A 22834-nucleotide genomic window follows, 5' to 3' on the forward strand; every position below is an offset into this window, starting at 1 on the left:
ACCTCGCGGCGGGTGGGCCGGCAGGTGCTCTACTCGCGGACCGAACTCGGTGACCTGCTGCTCAGCGCGGCAAGCCGCCAGCCCGACGCCTGAGCTTCATACGCGCGACGGTTCGCGCAGCATACGCGGCTCCGGGCGGAGCCCCAGGATCTGCCGGCAGGTGCGCCTGCCCCTCGTCAACGTCCCCGCCACCAGGGAGCCCGCGCCCGCCGAGCTCGCGGCGACCCCTGTTGAACAGTGGCGGCACCGGCCGCATGAGCTCCTCGTGGTCGACGCCTCGCCCGCCGCCCGGATCGTCCAGGGCACGCCGCCCGGCTACGACTGGTTCGTTGCCCATCAGATGAAGGCTCCCAGGACCTGGCACCGGGGCTGGGCCGTACTGATCGGCGACGCTGCCCATGTCACCTCCCCCAGTTCAGGGCAGGGCGACGCAATGGCCATAGAGGACGCCATCCCGCTTGCCCGCTTGCCTGCGCGACCTGCCGCCGGCCCTAGCTCTCCCGGCCTGACCGCCGGCGAAGCCTGACCCTCCGATCCGGCCTACGGGCCTTCTCCCTGCAGGGATGCGGCCCGAGGCGTATGGTGCTTGTCCCTCCCGGAAATGGCCTTCGCTCCGCTCGGACTGTTCTTATTGGGGCTCCCGCCCCAACCTCAAGGCACGGCTCCACCGTCGCACCTCGAACCTTCGCTTCCTTCATGCAGCGGGATGGGAAATCCTTAGGGTTTGCCGCGGAGCAGGGTGCGGATCTGGTGGTGACCCGCCGGCGCCAACCGATCGCTGCCGTCGTGAGCATGCGACGTCTCAACGAGTTGGAAGAAGCCGCAGCAGATCTGCGGGATCTGGCCTTGGTTCTCGTCAGGTCCGCTACAGACACGGGGCGGCGGACGTCGATGGACAAGGTCCTATCCGCCTTCGGGCATACCCGTGAGTCGCTGGCCGCGCTCCCGGATGACGACGAGTAGCAGTGTCCGACGTCGTATTCACCGACCCGGCCATCGACGATCTCCGCAGAATCGGGCCGGATGCCGTACCCAAGGTCCTCAAGAAGATCCTCCTTCTGCTGGAGAACTCGGAAGCGGGCTACCCGCTGGGCGGTGAGCTGACCGGGTTCCGCAAGCTTGTCGTCGGGCGGAACACATGGAGGATCGTCTACCGGATCACCGACGACAAGACGGTTGAGATCTGGGAAATCTGGGCAGTCGGAGAGAGGGCTGACGCCGAGGTCTACGCCGAAGCCCAGGCGCGAGTCCGTGCGGCCGGAGGTTCACGGCCCGACGTTGTCCGCCTTGGCGAAGTCATCGACCGTCTGGGCGCTTTCACCGATCACCTCCGCATCGATGAGATGCCGATGCGCGAGCCGGTACCCGACTGGTTCGCCAATCGATTGATCTACACAGTCGGCATGGCACGGGAAGATGTGGCGGCACTCGACCTGGAAGAAGCCGTCGATCTTTGGGCGGAGTTCCGCCCCAAGTCCCGCTAGCTCTCGTCGGCGTCCATGGCTGACAAGCGTGCTGTTCGGTGCCGGGCTACTGCGGCATCGGCGGCACCAACATCAAGCTAGGTGACCCATCTGGGTGGGCCGCCTGCCCGACGGACCTGGTCCCGACCGGGGATCGATGCTCCAGGGCCTGTCCAGTGCAAGGCAGGTCAGTGGCGGGGTAGCACGCCCAGGAGGATTGCGGTCAGGGCCACCTTCAGGGCGTCTTTCAGCTCCATGTGGAAGCGGGCCAGCTCGGGTTCGGCCTTGTAGGCCGCCTGCAGGCTGGGTGGGGGTGTGCTGTACGCCGACAGCGCGCCGGCCATGACCATGGTCTGCAGGCTGAACAGTGTCGCGTTCTCGCCCAGCTCCGGCAGGTGGTTCTGGATCAGGGCGGTCATGGTCGTCAGGCGGTCCAGGGATGCGCGCTTGTAGCGTGCTACGACCTCGACGGAGACGTTGTGTTCCAGGACGCCGCCCTGCGCGCCGAAGAGGTCGCACAGCACCACCCGGCCGGAGAGCGAGCGGCTGACGATCTCGGCCACCGCTGTCGCCCGCTCGGCCATGGGGAGATTCTCGTCGATCCCGGCGGCCAACTCGCCCGCCAGGTCCGTCAGCCACTCCTGCAAGAAGTGGTCCAGCAGTTCTAGCAGCACCGCCTCGCGAGATTCGAAGTAGCGCAGCACGTTCGGCTTGGCCAGGCCTACCCGGCGGCTGAGCTCGTTCAGGGTGACCGCGGCCACGGGCATCTCGTCGAGCATCGCCGACGCCATGTCGAGGATCGCCCGTCGGCGGATCTCCCGCTGCTCTTCGGTGCGCGCCCGCTGGAAAGTCACGAACGCCAGCCTAACTTAAGTACCTGCGGTACGTTGACAACGTACCGGGAGTACCTTAACGTCGTGGTCACAAGATACCTTCGGTACGTTAGCGAGTTGGGAGCCTGACATGGGCGAGAAGTGGACGACGGCGAACATCCCTGACCAGCGCGGGCGGGTGGCCGTGGTGACCGGGGCCAACACCGGCCTGGGGTACGAGACCGCCAAGGCGCTCGCCCAGCGCGGGGCGTCTGTGATGCTCGCCGTGCGCGACGTCGAGAAGGGCGAGCGGGCCGCGGCCCGCATGACCGGCGACGTGACCGTGCAGGCGCTGGACCTGACCTCGCTCGACTCCGTCCGGGCCGCGGCGGCGGGGCTGCGGTCCCGGCTCGGCCGGATCGACCTGCTGATCAACAACGCCGGCGTGATGTACACGCCGAAGCAGACCACCCGGGACGGCTTCGAGCTGCAGTTCGGCACCAATCACCTCGGCCATTTCGCGCTCACCGGGCTGCTGCTGGACCTGATGCTGCCGGTGCCCGGCTCGCGCGTGGTGACGGTCAGCAGCATCGGCCACCGCATCCGGGCCGCGATCCATTTCGACGACCTGGAGTGGGAGCGGTCGTATAGCCGGGCCGCCGCCTATGGCCAGTCCAAGCTGGCCAACCTGATGTTCACGTACGAGCTGCAGCGCCGGCTCGCCGCGCACGGCACCACCGTCGCGGTGGCCGCCCACCCCGGCATGTCCAACACCGAGCTCGCCCGCAACACCCCCGTGGCCCTCCGGCTTCCGCTCACTTGGCTCGCGCCGCTGGTCACCCAGACGTCGGCGATGGGCGCGTTGCCGACCCTGCGCGCCGCCACCGACCCCGCGGTGCTCGGCGGCCAGTACTACGGTCCCGGCGGACGCTTCGAGGTCATGGGCCACCCCCGGCTGGTCACCTCCAGCCCGGAGTCGTACGAGGTGGCCGTCCAGCAGCGGCTGTGGGCCGTCTCCGAAGACCTCACCGGGGTGAAGTTCCCCGTCATTCAGTCCAAGCAGAACTCGTTTCCCTCCGGATCGGCCATCACGATGTAGCCCGCGCCGGCAGGAGGCGCCGGCTCGTCGCGGCCCAAGCGGGTGGCGCCGAACCGACGAGGCGCTCGCACTCCGCTTCGAGGGCGGCCATCCGCTCGTCGCCATGCAGGCCGGGTGCGGCGCGTACGTCCAGGTGCAGGCGGTTCTTGGCGGTCTTGCCCTCGGGGGCCTGCTGGAAGAAGATCCGAGGACGTACGCCCCCGGGGTCCTCCAGAGACGTCCGCCAGGACCTCTCAACCGAGCTCGGCCGCAATTATTGCCCGGAGAACCGCTACCACCAGCAGTACCTATTTAAGGTGCCAAATGGGTATTGCGGCATCGGCGGCACCGGTGTCAACGCAGGTGACCCTTCGGAGTGATCCCCGACGGTCAGGGGCTGAGGGCCGCTTCCCACAGCGCGGACAGTGGCAGGGCCCGCATTCGGTTGCCGAATGGGAGCGTTTCCTGACCCGCATAGAGGACGAAGCCCGCGATCAGGCGGTCACCGAGTTTGCGGGCCAAGTGCTGGAGTCCCTTAAAGTCGTCTGCGCGTACGGTCTCCGCCGCCTTGACCTCGATGCCAACGACCTCGCCAGACGCTCGTTCCAGGATGCCGTCGACCTCGACATTGTCTCGGTCACGATAGTGGTAGAGGCGTACGGGCTCCTCCGCCCATGTCAGTTGGCGAGCCAACTCGCCGAGGGCGAAGTTCTCCAGAAGAGGCCCCACTGGGGCGGTTATGTCGGTAGTCCGGGCTGGGGTGAGGCCTGCCAGGTGTGCCCCCAGCCCGGAATCCACGATCAGTAGCTTGGGGGTCGCAACCGCCCGTGTTGTGGCGTTGGACGACCACGCCGGTATCCGCTTGATGACATAAACCAGGTCGAGCAGGTCGACGTACCGTTTCACGGTGTTGCGCGGAAGCCCAAGGTCACGGCTGATGTTGTCGATCACCGTCAGGCCGCCCATACGTCCGCAGAGGACGTTCAGCAGGCGCCGCATGTCCGCCGGCCGCTCGATATCGGAGATCTGTCTCACGTCCCGGTTGATCAGATCGGAGATGTAAGACTCGAAGAACCGTGCCCTTCTCCGATGCGTAGGACGGTGGACCGCTTCCGGGTAGCCGCCCCTCAACGCGCGGTCAAGGTAGTCAGTTCTGCGGAGCCGGGATCTCGGAATTTTGAGGTCAGGCCCCTTCTGGAACGTCGCATCCACGAATCCGTCGGCGCTTCGCTGGATCTCCCCCTGGGAGAGCGGCCAGAGTTCGATTGTCTCGGATCGACCGGGAAGTGCGTCGGGAAGATCTCGTAGACCGAGTAGTCGAGCCGAGCCTGTGAGCAGGAAGCGTCCAGGGCGAGGGTCAGCGTCCACTTCGCGTTTGATGGCGAGCAGGAGGTCGGGTACGCGCTGGACCTCGTCGATGAGCATGAGACCGTCATGGTGGACGATCCCATCGGGATCCTGTCGTGCCGCAGCGCGTACCGCCGTCTGATCCAGATAAATCTCCTGTGACCCCGGAGTCCTTTGCGCGATCGCCTGGGCCAGGGTGCTCTTGCCGACCTGCCTGGCACCATTGATCACTGCGACGCGGGTGTCGGCCAGTGCCTCCACAGCCATGGCTTCCGCACGCCGTGGGAAGACCGTCAGCTCATCGGTGTCCATCGGCCCAGGATAGGCCGGTACATCTCTACGTGTGGCAGATTTGCCGCACTCCTTGTGGCAGATCTGCCGGAGGGTCCATGGCTGATCTGCCGAACATCTCATAGCAGTTCTGCCGCTTCTTGTGGGGCCATACCCAGGCGTGCGGCCTGCTGTACGGCTCGCGCCGGCCCTGTGAGCGTGAGCCGTTTTGCTGCCAAGAGCCGGTTGCTTGCACCCCTTCATTACGAGGGAACAGGCAATCACAGCCTCCCGTTTAGCTCCCCAAGCAGGGCATCTGCCTTCGAGAAGATCCGCTGACGTCCATTGGTGTGCGCGGCGATTGTCACTCAGTTCTGCGGTTGCCCGAGCGTCTTCGCCTGCCTCAGCAGCTGAGCTTGACGACTTCGGCCGCCCATCGAACGTATGGCCCGTTGCTGGGCTCAACCAACCTCCCCGTTGACGTTGGCCCATCCCAGAAGGGACATGTACACCATCGTCATGTCAGATCACACTCGTTCGCTGTCAGGGATCGCGCGCCTGTCCGGTTCAGGAGGTGAAAGCAACCAGATAGGAGCGAGCCATGAAGCACCGCATCGTCGTCCTGGGAGCCGGGTACGCCGGAGCCAACACCGCCGGTCGTCTCGCCAAGCGGCTGCACCGCGACGACATCGAGATCACCCTGGTCAACGGCGACTCGGAGTTCGTCGAACGGGTGCGCATGCACCAGCTCGCGAGCGGGCAGGATCTGCGGCCCCGCCCGCTGGGCGACCTCTACGCGGGCACCGGCGTACAGGTCAGGACCGCGCGGGTCACCGCTGTCGATGTGGAAGGCAAGACCGTCGATCTCGGCGCTGAGACCCTTGGCTACGACACCCTCGTGTACGCCCTCGGGAGCGCCGCAGCAGATCACGGCGTCCCCGGTGTCGCCGAGCACGCCTACAACGTGGCCGGGAAGCAGGCCGCTCTCCGGCTGCGGGCGCGCCTGAGCGAGATGGAGCCCGGGGGGACCGTGCTGATCGTGGGCGGCGGCCTGACCGGCATCGAGGCGGCCACCGAGATCGCCGAAGCCCATCCGGACCTTCAGGTCGCCATCGCCGCCGGCGGCCGCGTCGGCGGGTGGCTCAGCGACAAGGCCCAGCGCCACTTGCGCGGCGCCTTGGACCGGCTCGGCATCACGGCCCACGAGCACGCCGACGTCGCGCGCGTCGAAGCGGACGGCGTGGTCACCGCTGCGGGCACGGAGATCCGGGCCCAGGTGACCGTGTGGACCGCGGGTTTCACCGTGCACCCGATCGCGGCCGCCACCACCCTTGAAGTGTCCGCCACAGGCCGGATCGTCGTCGACGCCGGCATGCGATCGGTCTCGCACCCCGATGTGTACGCCGTCGGTGACGCCGCGCTCGCCGAAGGAGCGGGTGGCAAGCCGCTGCGGATGTCCTGCGCCTCGGGCAACCTGATGGCGTGGCTGGCAGCCGATGTCATCGCCGCGCGCTTGACCGGTCGCAAGGTTCCCGAGACCACGATCGGCTACTCCGGGCAGTGCATCAGCCTCGGACGCCGCGATGGAATCATCCAGCGCGTGACCCCCGACGATCAGGTCACGTCCACCGTCTTCACGGGCCGGACCGCCGCCCGCATCAAGGAGATGATCTGCGCTGGCGCGGCCTGGAGCATCTCCCACCCGACCATGATGATGCCGAGCCGCCGCCGCCACCTCGCGGTCACCGGCGCAGTGGAGACCCGACCCCTCACCCGGTCATGACGAAGAGCGTCGCCGGGCGAGCGTGGTTGCCCGTTCGCCCGCCCGCTGCATACGAGCGAACTGCTCGGGCGTCCCCTGTCGCTGATGCGGCTGCGCTACGGCGGATCCGCCCCACTGGGCACAGCCATCTACGTGACCGGCACTGGTGAGTACGAAGATCAGGTCTGGTTCGACGGCACCACCGAGGACACCTGCGACCTTCACATCACCAATGCCTGATCGCATACCAGTGGCATATCGGCAGTCGAACCGTTAATCCCTGAAGAACTTACGATTGCGACCGCGAGAACTTTCACTACAGGGTTGAAAAGGGGAAGGTCGGCAGTTCGGCCCTGCCCCTGACCACATCCTCTGAACAGCCCAAACGCCCCGAAGCTTGATCGCTCCGGGGCGCTTTGTGTTGGCCCTGACGGAGGGTCACGGGGCGGCAAGGGCCTCGGTGGGGGAGAGGTGGGCGGCGCGCCAGGCCGGGTAGATGCCGGCGAAACCGCCGATCACCAGCGTGGCGACCACGCCGCCGACGCCGGCCCACGCGGGCACCACCGCGGGCCAGTTCTGGTACGTCGCGTACGCCCCCGTCACGGCGATCCCCAGCAGTGCGCCGCCGACGCCGCCGAGCGCCGACAGCAGCAGGGATTCGGCGAGGAACTGGATCCTGATATGTCCCCGGGTGGCGCCCAGCGACCGGCGCAGGCCGATCTCCGCGCGCCGTTCGAGCACCGAGATGACCATCGTGTTCGCTACGCCCACGCCGCCGACCAGCAAGGCCACCGCGCCGAGGCCGAGCAGCAGCCCGGTCAAGGCCGTGTCCGTGGCCTGCTTGGCCGCGAGCGCGTCCGACGGCCGCGACACGTCCACCTCGTTCGGGTTCTCCGGGTTGGCGGTGGCTCCCAGGACAGCCTTCACCGCCAGTACGGCGTCGTCCCGCGTACGGGAGTAGACGGTGGTCGGATACCCGTCGAAGCGCAGGGTGGACTTCGCCGCATGCCAGCCGACCAGGGCGGCGAAGTCCAGTTCCGGCGCGAGGACGACCGGGCGCAGGACGCCGACGACGGTGAACCACTGGCCGCCCAGCCACACCTTCACGTCCGGGGTGGCCCTGACGACGCCGAGCCGCTTGGCCGCCGAGGCCCCGAGCACCACGGCGGGGTACCGCACGGTGGCCGCGTTGAGCCACGTCCCGTTGGCCACGCTCGCACCCACTGTGCCGAGCAGGTCGGTCCGAGCGGCCATCACCGTCAGGTTGCCCGTCTCGCCCGGCGGGACACGGTCACTCCGGTACACGTTGGCGCTGGTCAGCGTCCCCGTGGCCGTCACCGAGAGCACCGGGCCGATCCGGCCTATCATCGCCACCGACTCCTCAGGCAGGTGCGACTGGTCGCCGTGGAGGGTGTGCCCGGGGGACACCCGCAGCAGGTTCGTGCCGAGTGCGGCGAGCTGCCGGTTGAGGCTCTCCCGGCTGGAGCTCGCGATGCCGACCACGCACACCATCGCGGCGATGCCGAGCGCGATGCCGAGCGCGGACAGGAACACCCGCAGTGGCCGGGCGCGCAGACCGGCGGCGCCGACCCGGAAGGCGTCCGCGAGCGAAAGATGCGACGGCGCGGTCATGCGACCACCTGCCCGTCGCGTACGTGCACCAGGCGGTGCAGCCCTGCGGCGAGGTCCCGGTCATGGGTGATCACCACGACGGTGGTGCCGGTGGAGTGAAGGTCCCGCAGCAGCCGCATCACCTCCGCGCCCGAGGCGGAGTCGAGGTTGCCGGTCGGCTCGTCGGCGAGCAGCACGGGCGGATCGCCCACCACCGCGCGGGCGATGGCCACCCGTTGCTTCTCCCCGCCGGAGAGCTCGTGCGGGCGGTGGTCCAGCCGGTCGCCCAGTCCCAGCCGCTCCAGGGTGGCGGTCGCCCGGCGGCGTCGCTCGCGCAGCCGGACGCCGGCGTAGAGCAGGCCGTCGGCCACGTTGTCCACCGCCGGCACGCCCGCCGCGAGGTGGAACTGCTGGAACACGAAGCCGACGGTGCACCCCCGCAGCGCCGAGAGCCTCCGGTCCGGCAGCCGGGACACGTCGGTTCCGGCGATCGTCACCGTCCCGTTGGTCGGCAGGTCCAGCGCCCCGATGAGATGGAGCATCGTCGACTTGCCCGATCCGGATGGGCCGACGACGCCGACCAGCTCGCCGGCGTCGATCGTCAGCGAGACGTCGCGCAGCGCCTGGAAGCCGCCCGGGTAGGTCTTGCCCACTCCGCTGAGGACGATCATTCGGGCACCCCCACGCGGGTGCCCTCGGTGATGCCGTCACCGCTGACCTCCACCCGGCCGTCGCCGAACATGCCCAGACGCACGGGCACGTACCGGCTGGTGGAGCCGGTCACCACCTGCAGGCCGTAACCGCCCTCGGCGAGCACGGCCAGCGCCGCGACGGGGACCGTGAGCACGTCGCGCACGCTGTCCGACACCAGGCTGACGACGACCGGGGCCCGGTCCAGCCGGCCGATCTTCGACTGGTCCCGGAGGGTCACGGTCACGTCGATCGTCGCGGGGTGCTGCTCGTCCGGCCCGGGGGTGGCCGCGGTGCCCACCTCGGCGATCCTGCCCTTGGCGGTCTTGCCGTCCGGGAGTTCGACCGTCGCGGGCAGCCCCCGCCTGACGAGGGTTTGCAGCGCCACGTCCAGGGCGATGCTGACCACCTTCCTGGTGCGGGTGTAGGCGAGGATCGGCCCGCTTCCGGGGGTGCCGAGCCGCCCGGTGAGTGACGCCACCCGTATCGCGCCGGGCGCGATCACCACGGACGCCGGGTCGAAGACACCTGTCTGGGTAAGCCCGAGATCCTTCTGCCACCGGCGTACGGCGACCGCCGTGGCCCAGGTGTACCGGCGGTCCACGGTCAGACCCGGGTAGCCGAGGGCGGCCAGGTTATGCTCCACCTCCTCGACGTCCCTGCCGGCGTCCCCGATGCGCAGCTGCCGGTAGAGCGGGAGCCTGCCGTAGAACAGCGGCACCGGGTCGTCGTCCGCCCGGTAGACCGACCGGCCGCGTTTGATCGTGGCGCCGAGGCGCGGTAGCCAGGTGAGGGTGCCGGAGCCGCGTCCGGCGACGGTCACCGACGCCCCGTAGCCCAGCACCCCGTTCACCTGCTGGCTCCGGGTCAAGGTGGTCCGGGTGACCGGAGCGGTGGCGGGTAGTGCCCTGGTGGTGCTCGACGAGGTGGACGGGCTCTTTCCGCCGAAGCCGATCGCGGCGGCCGTCACCAACACGACCGCCAGCAGAGCCGACCCGCCCACCAGCGCCGTCCGGGTCGGCCGGTTCACTTCCCCTCCTTCTGTTCCTGGGGCAGCTTGTCCTTGCAGGCCTCGATGGCCGCCTTGTAGACCGGGTCGCTGTCGAGCTGGGCCCGGGTGACGTTCGCGAATCGGCCCTTGATCACCATGTTTCCGTCGGCTGGGTCGGGATCGGTCATCTCGACGTCGTGGGCGCGCATGCACACGGCGAAGGCCCGGAGCTGCTCCAGTTCCTCTGGCGGGGGGCCGTTCTCCCGCATCCCCTCCGGGAGGAAGCGCCCGCACGCCTGGTGGGCGGTTCGCCACGCGCGTGCTTGCTCGCCGCTCGGCGGGATGAGCCTGAGAGGTTCGTTCGGGCCGAGATCCGGCATGGTCTGGCCGTGCTCCCGCATGCACCTCACGTAGGCGGCCGGATCGCCGGCCGGGGATGCGGACGGGCGCGCGCTTGCGGTGCCGCTGGTCGCCGAGGCGATACCGGTGCCCTCGGGGGTCTTGGTGCAGGCGGCGACCGCCAGCCCGCACAGCAGGACGGGGATCACGAGAATTGGTCTCATGCTGTCGAGGTCTACGCCGCGGCTGGTGACAGCACCGCTACGTCCGATGTCGGACCGATGTCATCCCCGGCGACGCAGAATGACCTCATGCGAGTCCTGGTGGTAGAGGATCACGTCACGCTGGCCCATCGGATCGCCGAAGGGCTCCGAGACGCCGGGATGGCGGTCGACGTGGTCACCGACGGAGCGGCCGCCATGGTCGAGGCGGCCGCCACGGCGTACGACGTGATCGTGCTCGACCGGGACCTGCCCGGGGTCCACGGCGACCAGGTGTGCCGATCGCTGGCCGGTGGCAGGGCCTGCATCCTGATGCTCACCGCGGCGGCCGGGGTCGACGATCGGGTCGACGGGCTGGAGCTGGGCGCCGATGACTACCTGGGCAAGCCGTTCGCGTTTCACGAGTTGGTCGCCCGGGTGCGCGCGCTCGGCCGCCGCGCGCCGTCCGCGCCGCCGATCGTCCGCCGCGGCGACCTGGTCGTGGACCGGGCCCGCCACCGGGCCAGCCGTGGCACCCGCGCGTTGTCGCTCACCCGTAAGGAGTTCGGGATCTTGGAGATGCTCATGGCCGCCGACGGCGGCGTGGTCAGCACCGAGGAGCTGCTGGAGCACGTCTGGGACGCCAACACCGACCCGTTCAGCAACATTGTCTCGGTCACGATGACCCGGTTACGCCGCAAACTCGGTCCGCCGCCGGTGATCGAGACCGTCGTCGGACGGGGTTACCGGCTGTGACCCGGCCGCGCCTCACCATCCGGGTCCGCCTCACGCTGCTCTACACCGGCCTGTTCGCGGCGTGCGGGGCGATCGTTGTCGCCATCACCTACTTCCTCGTGGCCGGGCTTCCCGAGATCCAAGGCACGGGGACGCGCCCGGCGGACAATGCCGAGCAGTTCCTTACATACTGCAGGCAGGCCCTCCGCGTGGACGCCGACCCCGGGCTTCAGGCCAAGTGCGACCTGGCCTACCTGGAAGGCGTCGTGGCCGGCGCGGCGGGCCAGCGCGAGGCGACCCTGTCACACCTGCTGCGGTACTCGCTGATCACCCTCGTGGTGGTCGTCCTCCTCGCCGCGCTTGCCGGGTGGATCGTCGCCGGGCGGGTGCTGCGCCCGGTCCACCGCATCACCGCGGCGGCGCGCACCGCGTCCGAGCACAACCTGTCGGCGCGGGTGTCGCTGACCGGCCCGCGCGACGAGCTGCACGAGCTGGCCGACACCTTCGACGACATGCTCGACCGCCTGCAGGCCGCGTTCGAGAGCCAGCGGCGGTTCATCGCCAACGCCAGCCACGAGCTGCGCACGCCACTGACCGTCATGCGCGCCACCGTCGACGTCGTCCTCGGCAAGCGGGCACCCACGGAGGCGGAGCTGCTGAGCATGGGCCGGGACGTCCGGGTCGCCGTCGACCAGGCCGAGGCGGTCGTGGGGGCCCTGCTCACCCTGGCGCGGAACGAGCGCGGGCTGAGCGTCCGGGAGAAGGTCGACCTGGCCACCGTGGCCGAGGACGTCCTCGACGACATCCGGCTCGGCGACCGGAACCTGCACGCGACGCTGGAGCCGGTGGTGACGTGGGGTGACCCCGTGCTGCTGGAACGGCTCGTCGCCAACCTGGTCGACAACGCGATCCGCTACAACGTGCCCGGCGGCGACATCTGGCTCACCACCTCCGCGATGGACGAGCGGGTCACGCTTTCGGTGACCAACACAGGACCGGACGTTCCCGCGGATCGCGTCGACGCCCTGTTCGAGCCGTTCCAGCGCCTGCACGATCGCACCACGTCGGACGGGTTCGGGCTGGGACTGGCGATCGTCTCGTCGATCGCCGCCGTGCACGACGGTGCGATCACCGCCGCTCCCCGCCCGGATGGCGGCCTGCGCGTCACTCTGACGGTTCCAGCGGCCGGGCCTGCACCGCGCGAGCAGTCGTCAGATCGCGCCCATTGATTGGGCGACCCAGATCTCGTCACATCCACGCGGGCCGCGCTCGGTCCGTATGCGATGACAGGCGGCGGCGCCGGTGGAGCTGGCCCTCGGACTACTCAGCCACCGCGACGCAGGGGTCCGACAGAGTGCGATAGCAGTCCTTGGACATCGCGATGACGACCCGGAGACGGCACTGCGCACCATAACCGCCATCGTCCCGCTTCTCCATGAGGATCCTAAGCCAAGAGTTCGTGCACAGGCGGCGCAGCAATTGGCGATCTTATCCAGCGAATACGACGTGTCATACAGCAAGACGATCAACGAGGCGCTCGCCCAGCATCTCGATGACAAGGTGCCGGCCGTCCGGTGCCATGCCCTCGAGGTGCTGATGTCCTCGACTGGATCGGATTCGAGGAGTCTGTTGGAGCGACTGAAATCCGAGCTGACCTCGCCTGATGTCGACCCGAGTTTTGTACGGCTCAGCTCGACTATCAAGTGGCGAATCAAGGTCCCAGAGGATATCCGAAGCGATCTCTACGACGCCCTGGTCTGGCTGTGGGACACCCGATGGAGCGAGCAGGCCGCACCCGGGGAGCATCCAGGCACCGATCGGCTGGACATGCTGGTCGATGCGATGAAGATGTTGCGCGGCCGACCTCGGCCATTCAGCCGGTATTTCACCCTGAAGATCGATAAGTAAAGAAGGTGCCCCCGGCCTGCGATGATCTGACTGCTGAGATCTGAACATCGCACAGAACGGACGCACCCCTTCCGGGCGAAGGTATGGCATGGCACCGCCGCTTGTCCGTCCAAGGGGACAGCGAAGAACTCATCGGACACGCAGGCGCCATACTCCTGCGCGAATGCGCTGATCAGACATCATCGCGGTCTTAACTGGGGACTTCTGCCGGACTCTCGGGCGCGCGGGGCGGTGCGTGCCCGGACCGGCCGAAAATCCGCAGCCGGGCACGGCTGCCGACCGGCGCGCCCGGCGGGCCGCGCAGCGGGCTACGAGTGGGACAGTGTGGATCAACATACCGTTGAACACGCGTTCTATCGGCGGCCACCATTAATGAAGCAACCGTCCGAGTCATGCCGGACCCTGCGCGCCGGCCCCGACCTCAGGGGAGACGCCGTGCCAGCGACAGACAGCGGCAGCCACCTGACCTCAAGCCACGACCACTCGATCCGCCAAGAACCGGTCAAGATCGAAAATAACTTATCTGCCGCTCCGCCGGCGTGGCAGCCGGCCGCTGGGGCATCGTCGTCTGGATCAGTCGCCGAGGATCCGCTCCCACAGCAGCCCGTCCCTCCAGCTTCCGTCGAGAAAGATCGAGGAGTGCGCGACGCCGTACGGGCTGAACCCATTGCGGCGCAGCACTCGCTGCGACGGCAGATTCTCCAGATTGGTGGACGCCTCGGCGCGGTGCAACCCGAGTTCGTCCGTCATTACCCGGAGTACAAGCCCGACAGCGTGTCCGGCGTGCCCTTGATTCTGGGCGACGCTGGCGATCCAGTATCCGACGGAGCCGCGGCGCAGGTGCGGCTGCGGCAGAATGCCTCCGACGGTGACCTGCCCGACCACCTGATCGCCGGCGAGCACCACGCCCGGCCAGACTGTGCCGGACCGGTATCCGGCCAGCAGGCTGTCAATCCGCTCCGCCTGGCCCTCTGGAGTGAAGAAGTCGGCCGGCTGGGCGGGTTCCCACGGCCGGAAAGCCTCGAAGTCCCGCACTCGATGCGCGGCTATCGGGGCGGCGTCGGTGGGCTCGATCAGGCGGATCCTGGTGCTGCTGCGCATGGGCCGATCCTCGTCGCGGCGCATCGGATGGGGCGGCCAGCCTATGCGAGGATGCCCGCGCCGCCACCTACGCCCGCCGGAGGACCGAGCCGATCACGCTCTCGTGTTCTCGATACCCCGCAGCCGGGCCGCTACTACGGCTTTCACTGGTATGGCCGAGCGAAGCTCGCCAACCTCGCCTACACGGTGGATCTGGCGGAGCGGCTACGCCGAGGCCGTCCTCCGGCTCAGCCGGCGGCCGGCCCCGCTCACCTCGACCTGACCTCAACGTGAGAGAAGGCCAGGTGGGTCGGCCCAGCCGTGGAATCCGCGGCGCCGGCCAGAAGGACGTGAGATCCGCCGTACGTCCCGTACTCCCGGATACCCCGGCCTGGGGGCCGGTCCTGCGAGTGCGCGGTCGCGTCTTTCACCACCGATCGGGTGACCTGTGGTTCTGGAACCCGCTGCCGCCCGCGGCCGTGTCCAGGCTCTGAAGGTCACCGCGCGATCGGCGGCACCGGCGCGGGCCGCTCCATCGGCCTGACGACCGGCGAGGCCTGACCTCATCGACATGAGCCGTTCCCTTCCTGCGGGTGCTGCCCGTTGAGCCGGATGGTTTTCATGGAGGACGGTCACGGCTGGGTGGTGAGCTCCTCCAACATGGCACGGACCGGTGTAGCCGCGTGCTGGAGGAGATTCTCGAGCTCGGGTCCGGTGGTGGAGAACTCCCCGCGGCGTGCTGCTCGGAACATGCCGAGCAGTAGGTTCGTCTGATCCGCGGGCACACCCTGGCCGATCATTGTGGCCGTCCAGGCCGCGTCGTCGGCGACGACGCGGCGGATGGTGCGTCCGGTGAGTTCGGTGACGATGCCGGCGATGTCTGCGAGGTCGAGCGCGTCCGGTGCGGTAAGTGGCGGAGTCGGGCCATCGAACCGGCCCTCGTCGGCGAGGACGATCGCCGCCGCCTCGGCGAGGTCGGCGTGTGAGGTCCAGGATACGGGCCCATCGGCCGGCGCGACGAGTTCGCCGGTCTCGAGCGCACGGCCGAGAAGATGCCGGAGCGTGCCGGCGTAGAACCCGTTGCGCAGCACCGTGAACGGTGTACCCGTCTTCGACAGGTAACGCTCGGTGGTGGCGTGGTCGAGCATCGGCGCGAAGAGCGAATCCTCGGCGGCGCCCTGGTGGCTGGTGTACAGGATGCGCTTGGCTCCGGCATTGCGAGCGGCTTCGATCGCCGCGACGTGCCGGGCGACCGCCGCCTCGCCTGTCTGGTCTATCGAGACGATGAGCACTTGTGTCGCGCCCTCGAACGCATCGGCGAGGGAGTCGGGGTCGGTGAAGTCGCCGCGCCGCACGCGGACCCCGCGTGCGGTCAGGTCGCCGGCGCGGACGGTGTCGCGGACGCTCACGCCGACCCGGTCCGCCGAGACCCGATCGAGCAGCCGATCGACGATCTGAGAGCCGAGCCGGCCGGTGCCGCCGGTAACGATGATCATGTTCTCCTCCTTCTGCTAACAATGGAACGCCTATGACGTTACCATCGTTAGCAACGGTGATAGCAAGGGGGCGTTATCATTGACTTCGTGGCAGAGCCGGGACCGGATAGCGCCAATAGGCACAAGACGCGAGCGAGCATCGTGGAATGCGCGGCGCAACTACTGCGTGAACAGGGCGCAAGTGCGGTCACCACCCGTGCGGTCGCGCGGGCGGCCGGCATGCAGGCGCCGACCATCTACCGGTTCTTCGAGCACAAGGACGCACTGCTCGACGCCGTCGCCGAGCACGTCTTCGCCACCTACGTCTCCGGAAAGACCGTCGCGCAGGACAGCGGCGACCCTGTCGCCGATCTACGGGCAGGGTGGGACACGCATATTGGCTTCGGTCTCGCCAACGGAGCGTTGTTCGGTCTCCTCATCGACCCTGGTCGTGCGGCCAACTCGCCTGCGGCCACCGCCGGCCTGGACGTTCTGCGCGCCAGAGTGCGCCGCGTCGCGGCGATCGGCCGGCTCCGGGTCCCCGAACGGCGCGCCGTCGAACTCATCCACGCCGCCGGCACCGGTACCGTGCTCACCTTGCTCGCCACCCCGCCGGAACACCGGGACCTCGACCTCGCGGACGCGGTGTACGAGGCGGTGATGCGATCGATCCTCACCGACATGCCAGTGCTTCCCGCCGACAGCGCGACCGCGGCCGCCGTCGCATTCCGGGCCGTCACCCCGAAGCTGACAATGCTCACCGACGCTGAGCGCGCCCTGCTGACCGAGTGGCTCGATCGAGCCGGCGACGGCACAGCCACCCCCCGAGCCCCAGCCGACCTCGACTGAGACCGTGATCAGGCGCCGTCAACGTCGGGAAGTCGCCTCTGACCTGCCTGGTCGGGGTGCGCTCCGCGATAGCGAGGTCCCAATGGCCCGGTGCTGATCTGCTCGCCGGTGGGTGGCCGGTGTTCCTTGGCGAGATCAAGGCGGGTCGGTCGCAGGCTGCCCCGGCCTTGTGACGCGTCCCCCCGCGCTCGGCTCACCGCCGACTCGAACCGCTCTACCGTGAAGCCGAGGAGGAGGCCACGTTGACGCTGATGCGGCCCAGGCCGCGGTCGGCCGGCACGAATGGCCACAAGGACACCGAAGAGATCGTGGTGCCGACCTCACACCACAAGGCCTCGCACGAGGACAACCGGCGGGCAGGCTTCTGATCCCATCGGAAGCACTGATGCGACCGGCGTGTCGTAGGTCTCCCGCATAGGGTTTGGCGGTGATCGCCGAGTCTGTCTAGTGGTACCGCAAAATGGTACCGTCGGTTGTATGGCTGAGACGCGGCTTCGGCTGCCGGATGAGACGTATGAGCAGATCAAGAAGATCGCCAGTGGCGACGCGCAGAGCGCCAACTCGACGATGGTGCTCGCCATCGAGGAGTACATCCGCCGGCGCAGGCGCGAGCGTTACCAGGCGATGGGGCGCAAGATCGCCGAGCGGGACCGGGAGTTGCTTGAACGGCTCGCGCGGTGACCGTCTATCCGACCATCGAGGATCTTCTCGCTCTTGCCGAGGCGGTGCTGCCGGTGGTCCCTGTTCGCGATGGTGGCCTGCTGCACGCCGCGGTGCTCCGGCCGCAGACAACCGTGTTCGGTGACGACGCCTATCCGGATCTGTGGGAGAAGGCCGCGTCCCTGATGCAGAGCATCCTGATCGGGCATCCGCTGGTGGACGGCAACAAGCGACTCGGCTGGGCGGCGGCCGTCGCCTTCCTGGAGGACAACGGGGAGATCCTGGAGTACCGGGACGTGGACGAGGCCGAAATGCTGGTCATCGCCATGACGACGGGGGAGATGGAGGACATCCCCGACCTGGCGCGGCGACTCCGCAAGCTGCGTGGGTGGGTACCGGCGAACTGATGACGCGTGATCGCCATCTGGCGCGCGAGGTGAATCGCTACCACCAGCAGTACCTTTTCAAGGTCCCCAACGGCTACTGCGGCATCGGCGGTACCAACGTCAAGCTAGGTGACCCATCCGAGTGGGCCGCTTGCCCGACGGGCCTGGTCCCGACCGAGGAGTAGCGCCGACTTCACCGGCACGGCTCGCGCCCGGTTTCCGAGCGCGAGCTCGCTGTCGTCCTTTCGTCGATCCGGAGAGTCGACGAAGCCGATCGCTTCAGACGACAGGACCTGAACGCATCGCTTCGGGGCAAGTGTGCTGGTAGATCGGTGCTTTCCAGCTAGGTTGGCGTAGACTCCGGCTATGACCGCTGCTCCTGAAGAGTACGAGGACATGCATCGGCTGGTCGATCAACTGACGCCTGACCAGCTCCATGAGGTGCGCGCGCATACCCTGCGTCTCGTCCACTCCGGTGAGGGTGAGTCGGGTCAGGAGTGGCCTCCTTCCTGGTTCGGTTCGGTGACCACCGAGCGGGACGACATCGCCGAACGCACTGAGGATCTCCTGCGCCAGGGGTATGGTCACGAAGTGTGATCGTTGTTGACACCGGCCCCATCGTCGCCGCTGCCATCCGAAATGACTGCAGGCACGATGTCTGTGTAGAGGTGTTCAACCAGTTCCGCAGAGAACGACGCGAACTCCTCGTTCCGGCTTTCGTGGCAGGTGAGGTCTCCTACATGCTCGGCAAGATCGGCGGAGCCAAGGTAGAGGCCGGATTCCTGCGCTCGCTGAGATCTGGAATCTTCGACCTGGTCGGTCTCACAGGCGATGATCTCGACCGTATCGCCGACCTGGTGGAGCGCTATTCAGACCTTCCTCTCGGATCGGCGGACGCCTCGGTGGTCGCCGTCGCCGAGCGTCTTCGCATCGCCGAGGTGTTCACCCTGGACACCAGGGACTTCTCCGTGGTGCGGCCCGCGCATGTCACCGCCTTCACCCTGGTTGCCGGCTGACCGCTCCATGCCACCGGCTACATCGCGTTGGTAGGCACGGCGTCGCCTGCCCGATCGGTCTGACCACCGGCGAGGCGTAGACCAGCGGTTTCATCAACATCCTGGCCCAGGATCATCCGGCAAGCCCGGACCTGATCTTGGGCCGGTCCCATCGTCAATCTTCAGTTGAGGTTTGACGGAGCCAGTTCGGCCCAGAAGCGCTCCCTGTATCGATAGCCGCTTCCGGCGTAGCGCCATTCCCCGGCCGTCACTGTCTGACGGTCGCCGGGATCTGGCAGGCCACGTCGTAGCCGAGACTGTTCGGCCTGGTGATCCGCGCGGACCCGCCGCAGCGTGCCGAGCGTGGTCGAGTAGTGGCGGCTCTTGGTGGAGAAGTGGCCGCGGTAGCCGAGCATGTGCGCCCACTGCCGGAGGCGGATCAGGCGGTATTCGGGCTGGCCAGCAAGGGCGAAGCAGGTGTAGATCATGCGCCGGGCATGCTCGGTGACGCGCAGCGAGGCCACGTCCCATGCCTGCCGGATAGGCCTGTTCACCATCCTGGCCGACTAGGCCCCCTTGGTCGCGTACTTGGCGACGTACGACGCCACCCGCTGGTCGGCCAGCCCTTCCAACGCCGTGGCTTTCGTTACGTGGGTCGGAGAGGGCATCATGGGCGTTGAGGGGGTGATTGGACCACGGCAGGTGAAATCCGGGGCGCGATCCCAGCGGTGCGATCACGGCGGGAGGTCGCGCCGGCGTTCGGCCGACGCCAGAGCGTCCGGCCTGATCCGCTCCAGGAACTCACCGCCCCTGGCCAGGCGGCGTGCCACGGGCGTGTCGAGCCCGAGCTTCCCCCGCCGCTGCGGATCACGCTCGCGCCCGATCAGGCCCTGCTGGATCCCGAAGGCCGACGCCCTCCTCCGCGTCATCATCACCACGCGTACGTCTGTCCAGGACGATGACGAGCACGGTCACGCCCGCCGTCAGCACCGACGTCAGTGCTATGGGGAAATGCGATCCGGCCACCGGGAACAGTTGCCAGGACAGGTTGAGCGTCAGGTGGAACAGCGCCATGGCGAAGACGCTTCCACCCATGTGGCCGTACATCCACACCATGATCACGCGCGTCGCGACGCTGCCCAGCGACCACCAGGCGATCCACGACGCCGGGCGGCCTACCTGAAGCAACGCCGTCCAGTGCCAGACCGCCCAGACTGCTCCCAGGATCAGGCCCGCCCGCGCCTGCCCCCACCGGGCCAGCAGAGGCCCAGTGGCATAGCCCGACCATCCCAGTTCCTCGGCCAACGCGCCCACGAGGAACCCGGCGGCCAGGAGCGCCGTCGAAACCACGGAGACGCGCGCGTCCGGCAACGCGGCGCCGGACAGCCGCAGCAGCACGTAGGACAGGACCACCACGGCCGGGTACAGCAGCAGAGCCGGTACGAACCACACCTTCCGGCGGACCCGGTCGGCATCGAGGACTCGGCCGGCCAGCGCCCGCACTCCCGCCGTCCCGCTCTCGCCGAACGCGAGGACGAGGGCGGCCACAGCCGGGCAGACGATGGCGAGCCCCGTCAGCGGCACGCCCGGCACGATCTCCACGCCGGCCACCGAGCCGGCCACCACGAAGGGGACGGTGAACAGGAACACCAGCAAGAAGAACGCTAGGATTCGTAATTGGATACTTGAGATACCATGTCTCATGACCCAAAGCTACCCGCCGAACCGCGGCCCGTCGATGCCCCCCGGCCCCGCCCGGCGCCGCCGCCGGCTGACCGACGAGGAGACGGAACGGCGGATGCTCGACACCGCCTTGGCGATGGTCCACCGCGACGGCCTGACCGTGGGACTGGACCACCTCGGCTACGAGGACGTCATCCGCGACGCCGGAGTGTCCAGGGCCGCCGTCTACCGCCGGTGGCCGTACAAGGACCTGTTCTTCAGCGACCTGCTGCGCGAGCTGGCCGGCGGCGCCGCGCCCGCAGCCACGCCGACCCTGGAGGCCACCCGGGACGTGCTCGGCGCGGTCCTGGCCGCCCGCGCCGGGGATCTGGCGACCCCGGAGGGGCGCCACGACGTGGTCACCGAGCTCCTGCGGGTGACTGCGGTCAGCGACTTCGAGGCGGTGCACGGCTCCCCGGAGTGGCGCACCTACCTGGCTCTGCAGGCCACGTTCCTGAGCCTGCCTGAAGGGGAGCTGCGCGCCGACGTCCAGGCCGCTCTCGCCCGTTCCGAGCAGCGGTTCGTCGAGCGCGTGGCGCACGGCTGGGAGACGGTGGCGACGGCGCTGGGCTACCGGCCGCGGCCGGGCACGGGCGGCGGCTTCCCGCTGATCGCGACCCTCGCCTGTGCGACGATGCGCGGCCTGGTGCTCATGGCGCTGTCCGACCCCGGCCTGCTCGCCCGGCGCGTGTCCGCCAACCCCACCGGGGTGAGCGCCGCCGCCGACTGGTCGCTGCTCGGCCTGGCGGCAGCGGGCCTCGCGGTCACCTACCTCGAACCCGACCCGGACGTCACGTGGGACGACGATCGGCTGGCGGCCCTCGGCGAGCACGGGCATGCCGGGTGAGCGCGCTCAGCCTGGACGGGGTTCCCGGATCTCGACGCCGGCGGCATCAACGAGGCCTCCAACGACTGGAACTTGGCGGACGAGTTGCTCGACCATCAGAGCTATCCCGCCTCTTCGGCGATATACCCCCGGACGGCCCTCGTGGGCCACGAGATACAGCATTCGATCGGCTCCGGCGTGCGAGCGGCCTGCCGAGGGGCAGGGCGCCCTTGGTCTTACCGTGCAGTCCGGTAGCGGGGGCGTAAGCCGATCATGGGGTCGCGTTGCCGGTGTCCCAGGCCCAGGCGGCGAGCGGTGCCGAGCACGTGGCCGGCGGGTGCGGGTCCGGTTCGAGCGTCGTCGGTCACGGTGACCTCCAGGGCGTGCCCGGTGAGATCACCCACGGTACGTGTGCGGCTGACGGTCACCTCCACCCGGCCGGCCATCACCGCGTGGCGGCGCACGTTGGTCAGTGCCTCCACGACGATCCGGTACGCCGTCGCGGCCACTTCCCTAGGCACGAGGCCATCCGGGTCTTCGAGTCGCGCGTCGATGTCAAGGTGAACAGCTGCGGTGCTGGAGAGAGAGAACCGATCGGCCAGCTCCCGCAGGTCCGCCAGGGCCGGGAGCGGCGTCGGGCCCGCCGGCTCCCCGGTCGTGGGATCGTCCGCGTCATGCAGCATCCGCACGGTCCGGTCCATCGACGTGAGCGCCTGGAGCGCCGCCTGTTCGATGCGCTGGAACGCGGCCTCCGCCTGCGGCGGGTCCTGTTGGACGAGGATTCGGCCGGCCTGGGCTTGGGCGAGCATCCCGCTGACGTCGTGGGCGACGAAGTCGTGCAGGTCGCGGGCGAGCTGCGTGCGTTGCGCCTCGCGTGCCGCGCGTACGGAGCGGACGCGACGGTCGTCCAGGGAGCGCAGGTACAGTCCGACCGTGGCCGCGAGTGCCGCCGACAGCCCCCAGACGGCGAAACCGGCCAGCGCCGCCAGGGTCACAGGCCCCGGCCCGAACCGCAGCAGCAAGGCGGGCGTGGCCACCCCCGCCAGTCCTGCGCCGATGAGCGCGTGACGGGCAGGCGCGGCACGTACCACCAGGATGATCAGGATGAGCAGGTTCGCGGACTCGCCGACCATCCAGCCGGCCGCAGAGGTTTCCGCCCTGTGCTCCTCCCCGAGCAGCAGGACACCGGCGGTCGCGGCCAGTGACACGATGTCCGCCCCGCCGGTGACCGCCGCGATCCGGCGACCGTCGTACGGCCAGGCGGCGAGCACCCCGAGCGCGGCCGCCATGGTCAACGACATCGGCACCGTGGCCGGCGGCCCGTAGGCGGGTGCGGTGGCGATCCCGGTCAGCGCCACGAGGACGGCGGCGGCGGCGCCGGCCCGCCGGCGCCACCGCCGGGCTCCGCTGATGCGTCTGCGCATACCCCGAGCCTAGATATCCAGGCATTCCACCGGCATATGCCGAACGGCACCCTCACACGCCCGTATCCGCTTCCCCCATGCCGTTCGGCACATGGGCCGATGGCCATGTCTGCTCGACGCTGGATGCAGGACGCGACCTTCCAGTGTCGTCGACACGGGCTCGCCACGCCGCCTGGGGTGCCTCCCGGCCGGGGCGCGTCAGGACGCGATC

27 protein-coding genes and 3 pseudogenes are annotated in these 22834 nt (G+C 68.8%); 17 read left to right on the forward strand and 13 right to left on the reverse strand.

Annotated features, from left to right (window positions below; all coding sequences use genetic code 11):
• The first annotated feature begins 160 nt into the window (after positions 1–160).
• From ACZ6QO_RS37485 to ACZ6QO_RS37495, 3 genes are all read left to right on the forward strand, one after another.
• The gene (locus ACZ6QO_RS37485) at positions 161–526 is read left to right on the forward strand and encodes an FAD-dependent monooxygenase (protein ID WP_465858224.1); all 366 of its coding nucleotides are present in this window, start codon (positions 161–163) and stop codon (positions 524–526) included.
• Between the two features lie 170 nt (positions 527–696).
• Positions 697–963, forward strand: coding sequence for a prevent-host-death family protein (locus tag ACZ6QO_RS37490; RefSeq protein WP_465858226.1), 267 nt, complete (start codon positions 697–699; stop codon positions 961–963).
• 2 nt (positions 964–965) lie between these two features.
• Complete coding sequence (locus ACZ6QO_RS37495; RefSeq protein WP_465858228.1) at positions 966–1484, forward strand: type II toxin-antitoxin system RelE family toxin; 519 nt, start codon at positions 966–968, stop codon at positions 1482–1484.
• A gap of 167 nt (positions 1485–1651) precedes the next feature.
• Here ACZ6QO_RS37495 and ACZ6QO_RS37500 read toward each other — a convergent pair whose 3' ends face one another.
• A complete protein-coding gene (locus ACZ6QO_RS37500; protein ID WP_465858229.1) occupies positions 1652–2317 on the reverse strand; it encodes a TetR/AcrR family transcriptional regulator in 666 nt (221 codons plus the stop codon).
• 109 nt (positions 2318–2426) lie between these two features.
• On the opposite strand from ACZ6QO_RS37500, the gene ACZ6QO_RS37505 reads away from it, so the two are divergent.
• Positions 2427–3374: an SDR family NAD(P)-dependent oxidoreductase gene (locus ACZ6QO_RS37505; RefSeq protein ID WP_465858231.1), complete on the forward strand. Its 948-nt coding sequence runs from the start codon at positions 2427–2429 to the stop codon at positions 3372–3374.
• Here the strand turns inward: ACZ6QO_RS37505 and ACZ6QO_RS37510 are convergent.
• The 3 genes and pseudogenes from ACZ6QO_RS37510 to ACZ6QO_RS37520 all read right to left on the reverse strand — a co-directional run.
• Positions 3326–3445, reverse strand: coding sequence for a VOC family protein (locus ACZ6QO_RS37510; protein ID WP_465858233.1), 120 nt, complete (start codon positions 3443–3445; stop codon positions 3326–3328). The genes ACZ6QO_RS37505 and ACZ6QO_RS37510 overlap by 49 nt on opposite strands.
• 62 nt (positions 3446–3507) lie before the next feature.
• Positions 3508–3627: pseudogene (locus ACZ6QO_RS37515) on the reverse strand (hypothetical protein); the annotation flags it as partial.
• A gap of 302 nt (positions 3628–3929) precedes the next feature.
• Positions 3930–5462 (reverse strand): annotated as a pseudogene (locus ACZ6QO_RS37520) (ATP-binding protein); the annotation flags it as partial.
• Positions 5463–5571: 109 nt separating this feature from the next.
• Here ACZ6QO_RS37520 and ACZ6QO_RS37525 point away from each other — a divergent pair.
• Positions 5572–6753: an NAD(P)/FAD-dependent oxidoreductase gene (locus tag ACZ6QO_RS37525; RefSeq protein WP_465858235.1), complete on the forward strand. Its 1182-nt coding sequence runs from the start codon at positions 5572–5574 to the stop codon at positions 6751–6753.
• 84 nt (positions 6754–6837) lie between these two features.
• Positions 6838–6972: a hypothetical protein gene (locus ACZ6QO_RS37530; protein ID WP_465858237.1), complete on the forward strand. Its 135-nt coding sequence runs from the start codon at positions 6838–6840 to the stop codon at positions 6970–6972.
• A 198-nt stretch (positions 6973–7170) separates the two neighbouring features.
• Here the strand turns inward: ACZ6QO_RS37530 and ACZ6QO_RS37535 are convergent, their stop codons facing one another.
• From ACZ6QO_RS37535 to ACZ6QO_RS37550, 4 genes are read right to left on the reverse strand one after another with little or no spacing between them, the layout of a single operon-like run.
• Positions 7171–8364: an ABC transporter permease gene (locus ACZ6QO_RS37535; protein ID WP_465858239.1), complete on the reverse strand. Its 1194-nt coding sequence runs from the start codon at positions 8362–8364 to the stop codon at positions 7171–7173.
• Complete coding sequence (locus ACZ6QO_RS37540; protein ID WP_465858240.1) at positions 8361–9014, reverse strand: ABC transporter ATP-binding protein; 654 nt, start codon at positions 9012–9014, stop codon at positions 8361–8363. Before ACZ6QO_RS37540 ends, ACZ6QO_RS37535 begins: the two co-directional genes overlap by 4 nt.
• The gene (locus tag ACZ6QO_RS37545; RefSeq protein WP_465858242.1) at positions 9011–10063 is read right to left on the reverse strand and encodes a peptidoglycan-binding protein; all 1053 of its coding nucleotides are present in this window, start codon (positions 10061–10063) and stop codon (positions 9011–9013) included. Before ACZ6QO_RS37545 ends, ACZ6QO_RS37540 begins: the two co-directional genes overlap by 4 nt.
• The gene (locus ACZ6QO_RS37550; protein WP_465858244.1) at positions 10060–10587 is read right to left on the reverse strand and encodes a hypothetical protein; all 528 of its coding nucleotides are present in this window, start codon (positions 10585–10587) and stop codon (positions 10060–10062) included. Before ACZ6QO_RS37550 ends, ACZ6QO_RS37545 begins: the two co-directional genes overlap by 4 nt.
• Before the next feature lie 87 nt (positions 10588–10674).
• Between ACZ6QO_RS37550 and ACZ6QO_RS37555 the strand changes: the two genes are divergently transcribed.
• From ACZ6QO_RS37555 to ACZ6QO_RS37565, 3 genes are all read left to right on the forward strand, one after another.
• On the forward strand, positions 10675–11319 hold the full coding sequence (locus ACZ6QO_RS37555; protein WP_465858246.1) for a response regulator transcription factor: 645 nt from the start codon (positions 10675–10677) through the stop codon (positions 11317–11319).
• A complete protein-coding gene (locus ACZ6QO_RS37560; protein WP_465858248.1) occupies positions 11316–12527 on the forward strand; it encodes a sensor histidine kinase in 1212 nt (403 codons plus the stop codon). Before ACZ6QO_RS37555 ends, ACZ6QO_RS37560 begins: the two co-directional genes overlap by 4 nt.
• A gap of 73 nt (positions 12528–12600) precedes the next feature.
• On the forward strand, positions 12601–13206 hold the full coding sequence (locus ACZ6QO_RS37565) for a HEAT repeat domain-containing protein (RefSeq protein ID WP_465858250.1): 606 nt from the start codon (positions 12601–12603) through the stop codon (positions 13204–13206).
• Between the two features lie 573 nt (positions 13207–13779).
• On the opposite strand, the gene ACZ6QO_RS37570 is transcribed toward ACZ6QO_RS37565, so the two are convergent.
• On the reverse strand, positions 13780–14307 hold the full coding sequence (locus ACZ6QO_RS37570) for a GNAT family N-acetyltransferase (RefSeq protein WP_465858252.1): 528 nt from the start codon (positions 14305–14307) through the stop codon (positions 13780–13782).
• Positions 14308–14918: 611 nt separating this feature from the next.
• A complete protein-coding gene (locus tag ACZ6QO_RS37575) occupies positions 14919–15782 on the reverse strand; it encodes an NmrA family NAD(P)-binding protein (protein ID WP_465858253.1) in 864 nt (287 codons plus the stop codon).
• Positions 15783–15869: 87 nt separating this feature from the next.
• Between ACZ6QO_RS37575 and ACZ6QO_RS37580 the strand changes: the two genes are divergently transcribed.
• From ACZ6QO_RS37580 to ACZ6QO_RS37610, 7 genes and pseudogenes are all read left to right on the forward strand, one after another.
• Entirely contained in the window at positions 15870–16610 is a 741-nt protein-coding gene (locus tag ACZ6QO_RS37580; protein WP_465858255.1) for a TetR/AcrR family transcriptional regulator, read from the forward strand.
• A 242-nt stretch (positions 16611–16852) separates the two neighbouring features.
• Entirely contained in the window at positions 16853–16978 is a 126-nt protein-coding gene (locus ACZ6QO_RS37585; protein WP_465858257.1) for a hypothetical protein, read from the forward strand.
• A gap of 109 nt (positions 16979–17087) precedes the next feature.
• Positions 17088–17291 carry a hypothetical protein gene (locus tag ACZ6QO_RS37590; protein WP_465858258.1) on the forward strand — a complete coding sequence of 68 codons (204 nt, stop codon included), beginning with the start codon at positions 17088–17090 and terminating at the stop codon, positions 17289–17291.
• Positions 17288–17677, forward strand: coding sequence for a type II toxin-antitoxin system death-on-curing family toxin (locus ACZ6QO_RS37595; RefSeq protein ID WP_465858260.1), 390 nt, complete (start codon positions 17288–17290; stop codon positions 17675–17677). The genes ACZ6QO_RS37590 and ACZ6QO_RS37595 overlap by 4 nt, the downstream gene beginning before the upstream one ends.
• 38 nt (positions 17678–17715) lie before the next feature.
• Positions 17716–17841 (forward strand): annotated as a pseudogene (locus ACZ6QO_RS37600) (peptide-methionine (S)-S-oxide reductase MsrA); the annotation flags it as partial.
• Between the two features lie 181 nt (positions 17842–18022).
• The gene (locus ACZ6QO_RS37605) at positions 18023–18253 is read left to right on the forward strand and encodes a hypothetical protein (protein ID WP_465858261.1); all 231 of its coding nucleotides are present in this window, start codon (positions 18023–18025) and stop codon (positions 18251–18253) included.
• Positions 18250–18672 carry a type II toxin-antitoxin system VapC family toxin gene (locus ACZ6QO_RS37610; RefSeq protein WP_465858263.1) on the forward strand — a complete coding sequence of 141 codons (423 nt, stop codon included), beginning with the start codon at positions 18250–18252 and terminating at the stop codon, positions 18670–18672. Before ACZ6QO_RS37605 ends, ACZ6QO_RS37610 begins: the two co-directional genes overlap by 4 nt.
• A 161-nt stretch (positions 18673–18833) precedes the next feature.
• Here the strand turns inward: ACZ6QO_RS37610 and ACZ6QO_RS37615 are convergent, their stop codons facing one another.
• Together ACZ6QO_RS37615 and ACZ6QO_RS37620 are read right to left on the reverse strand one after the other, a co-directional pair.
• Entirely contained in the window at positions 18834–19208 is a 375-nt protein-coding gene (locus ACZ6QO_RS37615) for a replication initiator (RefSeq protein ID WP_465858265.1), read from the reverse strand.
• 310 nt (positions 19209–19518) lie between these two features.
• Positions 19519–20301, reverse strand: a complete 783-nt coding sequence (locus ACZ6QO_RS37620; protein ID WP_465858280.1) for a CPBP family glutamic-type intramembrane protease — start codon at positions 20299–20301, stop codon at positions 19519–19521.
• A gap of 52 nt (positions 20302–20353) precedes the next feature.
• Between ACZ6QO_RS37620 and ACZ6QO_RS37625 the strand changes: the two genes are divergently transcribed.
• Positions 20354–21220 carry a TetR/AcrR family transcriptional regulator gene (locus ACZ6QO_RS37625; protein ID WP_465858266.1) on the forward strand — a complete coding sequence of 289 codons (867 nt, stop codon included), beginning with the start codon at positions 20354–20356 and terminating at the stop codon, positions 21218–21220.
• A gap of 215 nt (positions 21221–21435) precedes the next feature.
• Here ACZ6QO_RS37625 and ACZ6QO_RS37630 read toward each other — a convergent pair whose 3' ends face one another.
• Positions 21436–22623, reverse strand: a complete 1188-nt coding sequence (locus ACZ6QO_RS37630; RefSeq protein WP_465858268.1) for a sensor histidine kinase — start codon at positions 22621–22623, stop codon at positions 21436–21438.
• Positions 22624–22834 lie beyond the last annotated feature (211 nt).

Source organism: Sphaerisporangium sp. NPDC049457, assembly GCF_055586705.1.

Excerpts from the sequence above, each read along its gene's own strand:
- ACZ6QO_RS37490 (WP_465858226.1), top strand. The coding sequence starts at position 697 with ATGCAGCGGGATGGGAAATCCTTAGGGTTTGCCGCGGAGCAGGGTGCG.
- ACZ6QO_RS37505 (WP_465858231.1), top strand. The coding sequence starts at position 2,427 with ATGGGCGAGAAGTGGACGACGGCGAACATCCCTGACCAGCGCGGGCGG.
- ACZ6QO_RS37525 (WP_465858235.1), top strand. The coding sequence starts at position 5,572 with ATGAAGCACCGCATCGTCGTCCTGGGAGCCGGGTACGCCGGAGCCAAC.
- ACZ6QO_RS37530 (WP_465858237.1), top strand. The coding sequence starts at position 6,838 with ATGCGGCTGCGCTACGGCGGATCCGCCCCACTGGGCACAGCCATCTAC.
- ACZ6QO_RS37535 (WP_465858239.1), bottom strand. The coding sequence starts at position 8,364 with ATGACCGCGCCGTCGCATCTTTCGCTCGCGGACGCCTTCCGGGTCGGC.
- ACZ6QO_RS37540 (WP_465858240.1), bottom strand. The coding sequence starts at position 9,014 with ATGATCGTCCTCAGCGGAGTGGGCAAGACCTACCCGGGCGGCTTCCAG.
- ACZ6QO_RS37550 (WP_465858244.1), bottom strand. The coding sequence starts at position 10,587 with ATGAGACCAATTCTCGTGATCCCCGTCCTGCTGTGCGGGCTGGCGGTC.
- ACZ6QO_RS37555 (WP_465858246.1), top strand. The coding sequence starts at position 10,675 with ATGCGAGTCCTGGTGGTAGAGGATCACGTCACGCTGGCCCATCGGATC.
- ACZ6QO_RS37570 (WP_465858252.1), bottom strand. The coding sequence starts at position 14,307 with ATGCGCAGCAGCACCAGGATCCGCCTGATCGAGCCCACCGACGCCGCC.
- ACZ6QO_RS37575 (WP_465858253.1), bottom strand. The coding sequence starts at position 15,782 with ATGATCATCGTTACCGGCGGCACCGGCCGGCTCGGCTCTCAGATCGTC.
- ACZ6QO_RS37590 (WP_465858258.1), top strand. The coding sequence starts at position 17,088 with ATGGCTGAGACGCGGCTTCGGCTGCCGGATGAGACGTATGAGCAGATC.
- ACZ6QO_RS37605 (WP_465858261.1), top strand. The coding sequence starts at position 18,023 with ATGACCGCTGCTCCTGAAGAGTACGAGGACATGCATCGGCTGGTCGAT.
- ACZ6QO_RS37615 (WP_465858265.1), bottom strand. The coding sequence starts at position 19,208 with ATGGTGAACAGGCCTATCCGGCAGGCATGGGACGTGGCCTCGCTGCGC.
- ACZ6QO_RS37625 (WP_465858266.1), top strand. The coding sequence starts at position 20,354 with ATGACCCAAAGCTACCCGCCGAACCGCGGCCCGTCGATGCCCCCCGGC.
- ACZ6QO_RS37630 (WP_465858268.1), bottom strand. The coding sequence starts at position 22,623 with ATGCGCAGACGCATCAGCGGAGCCCGGCGGTGGCGCCGGCGGGCCGGC.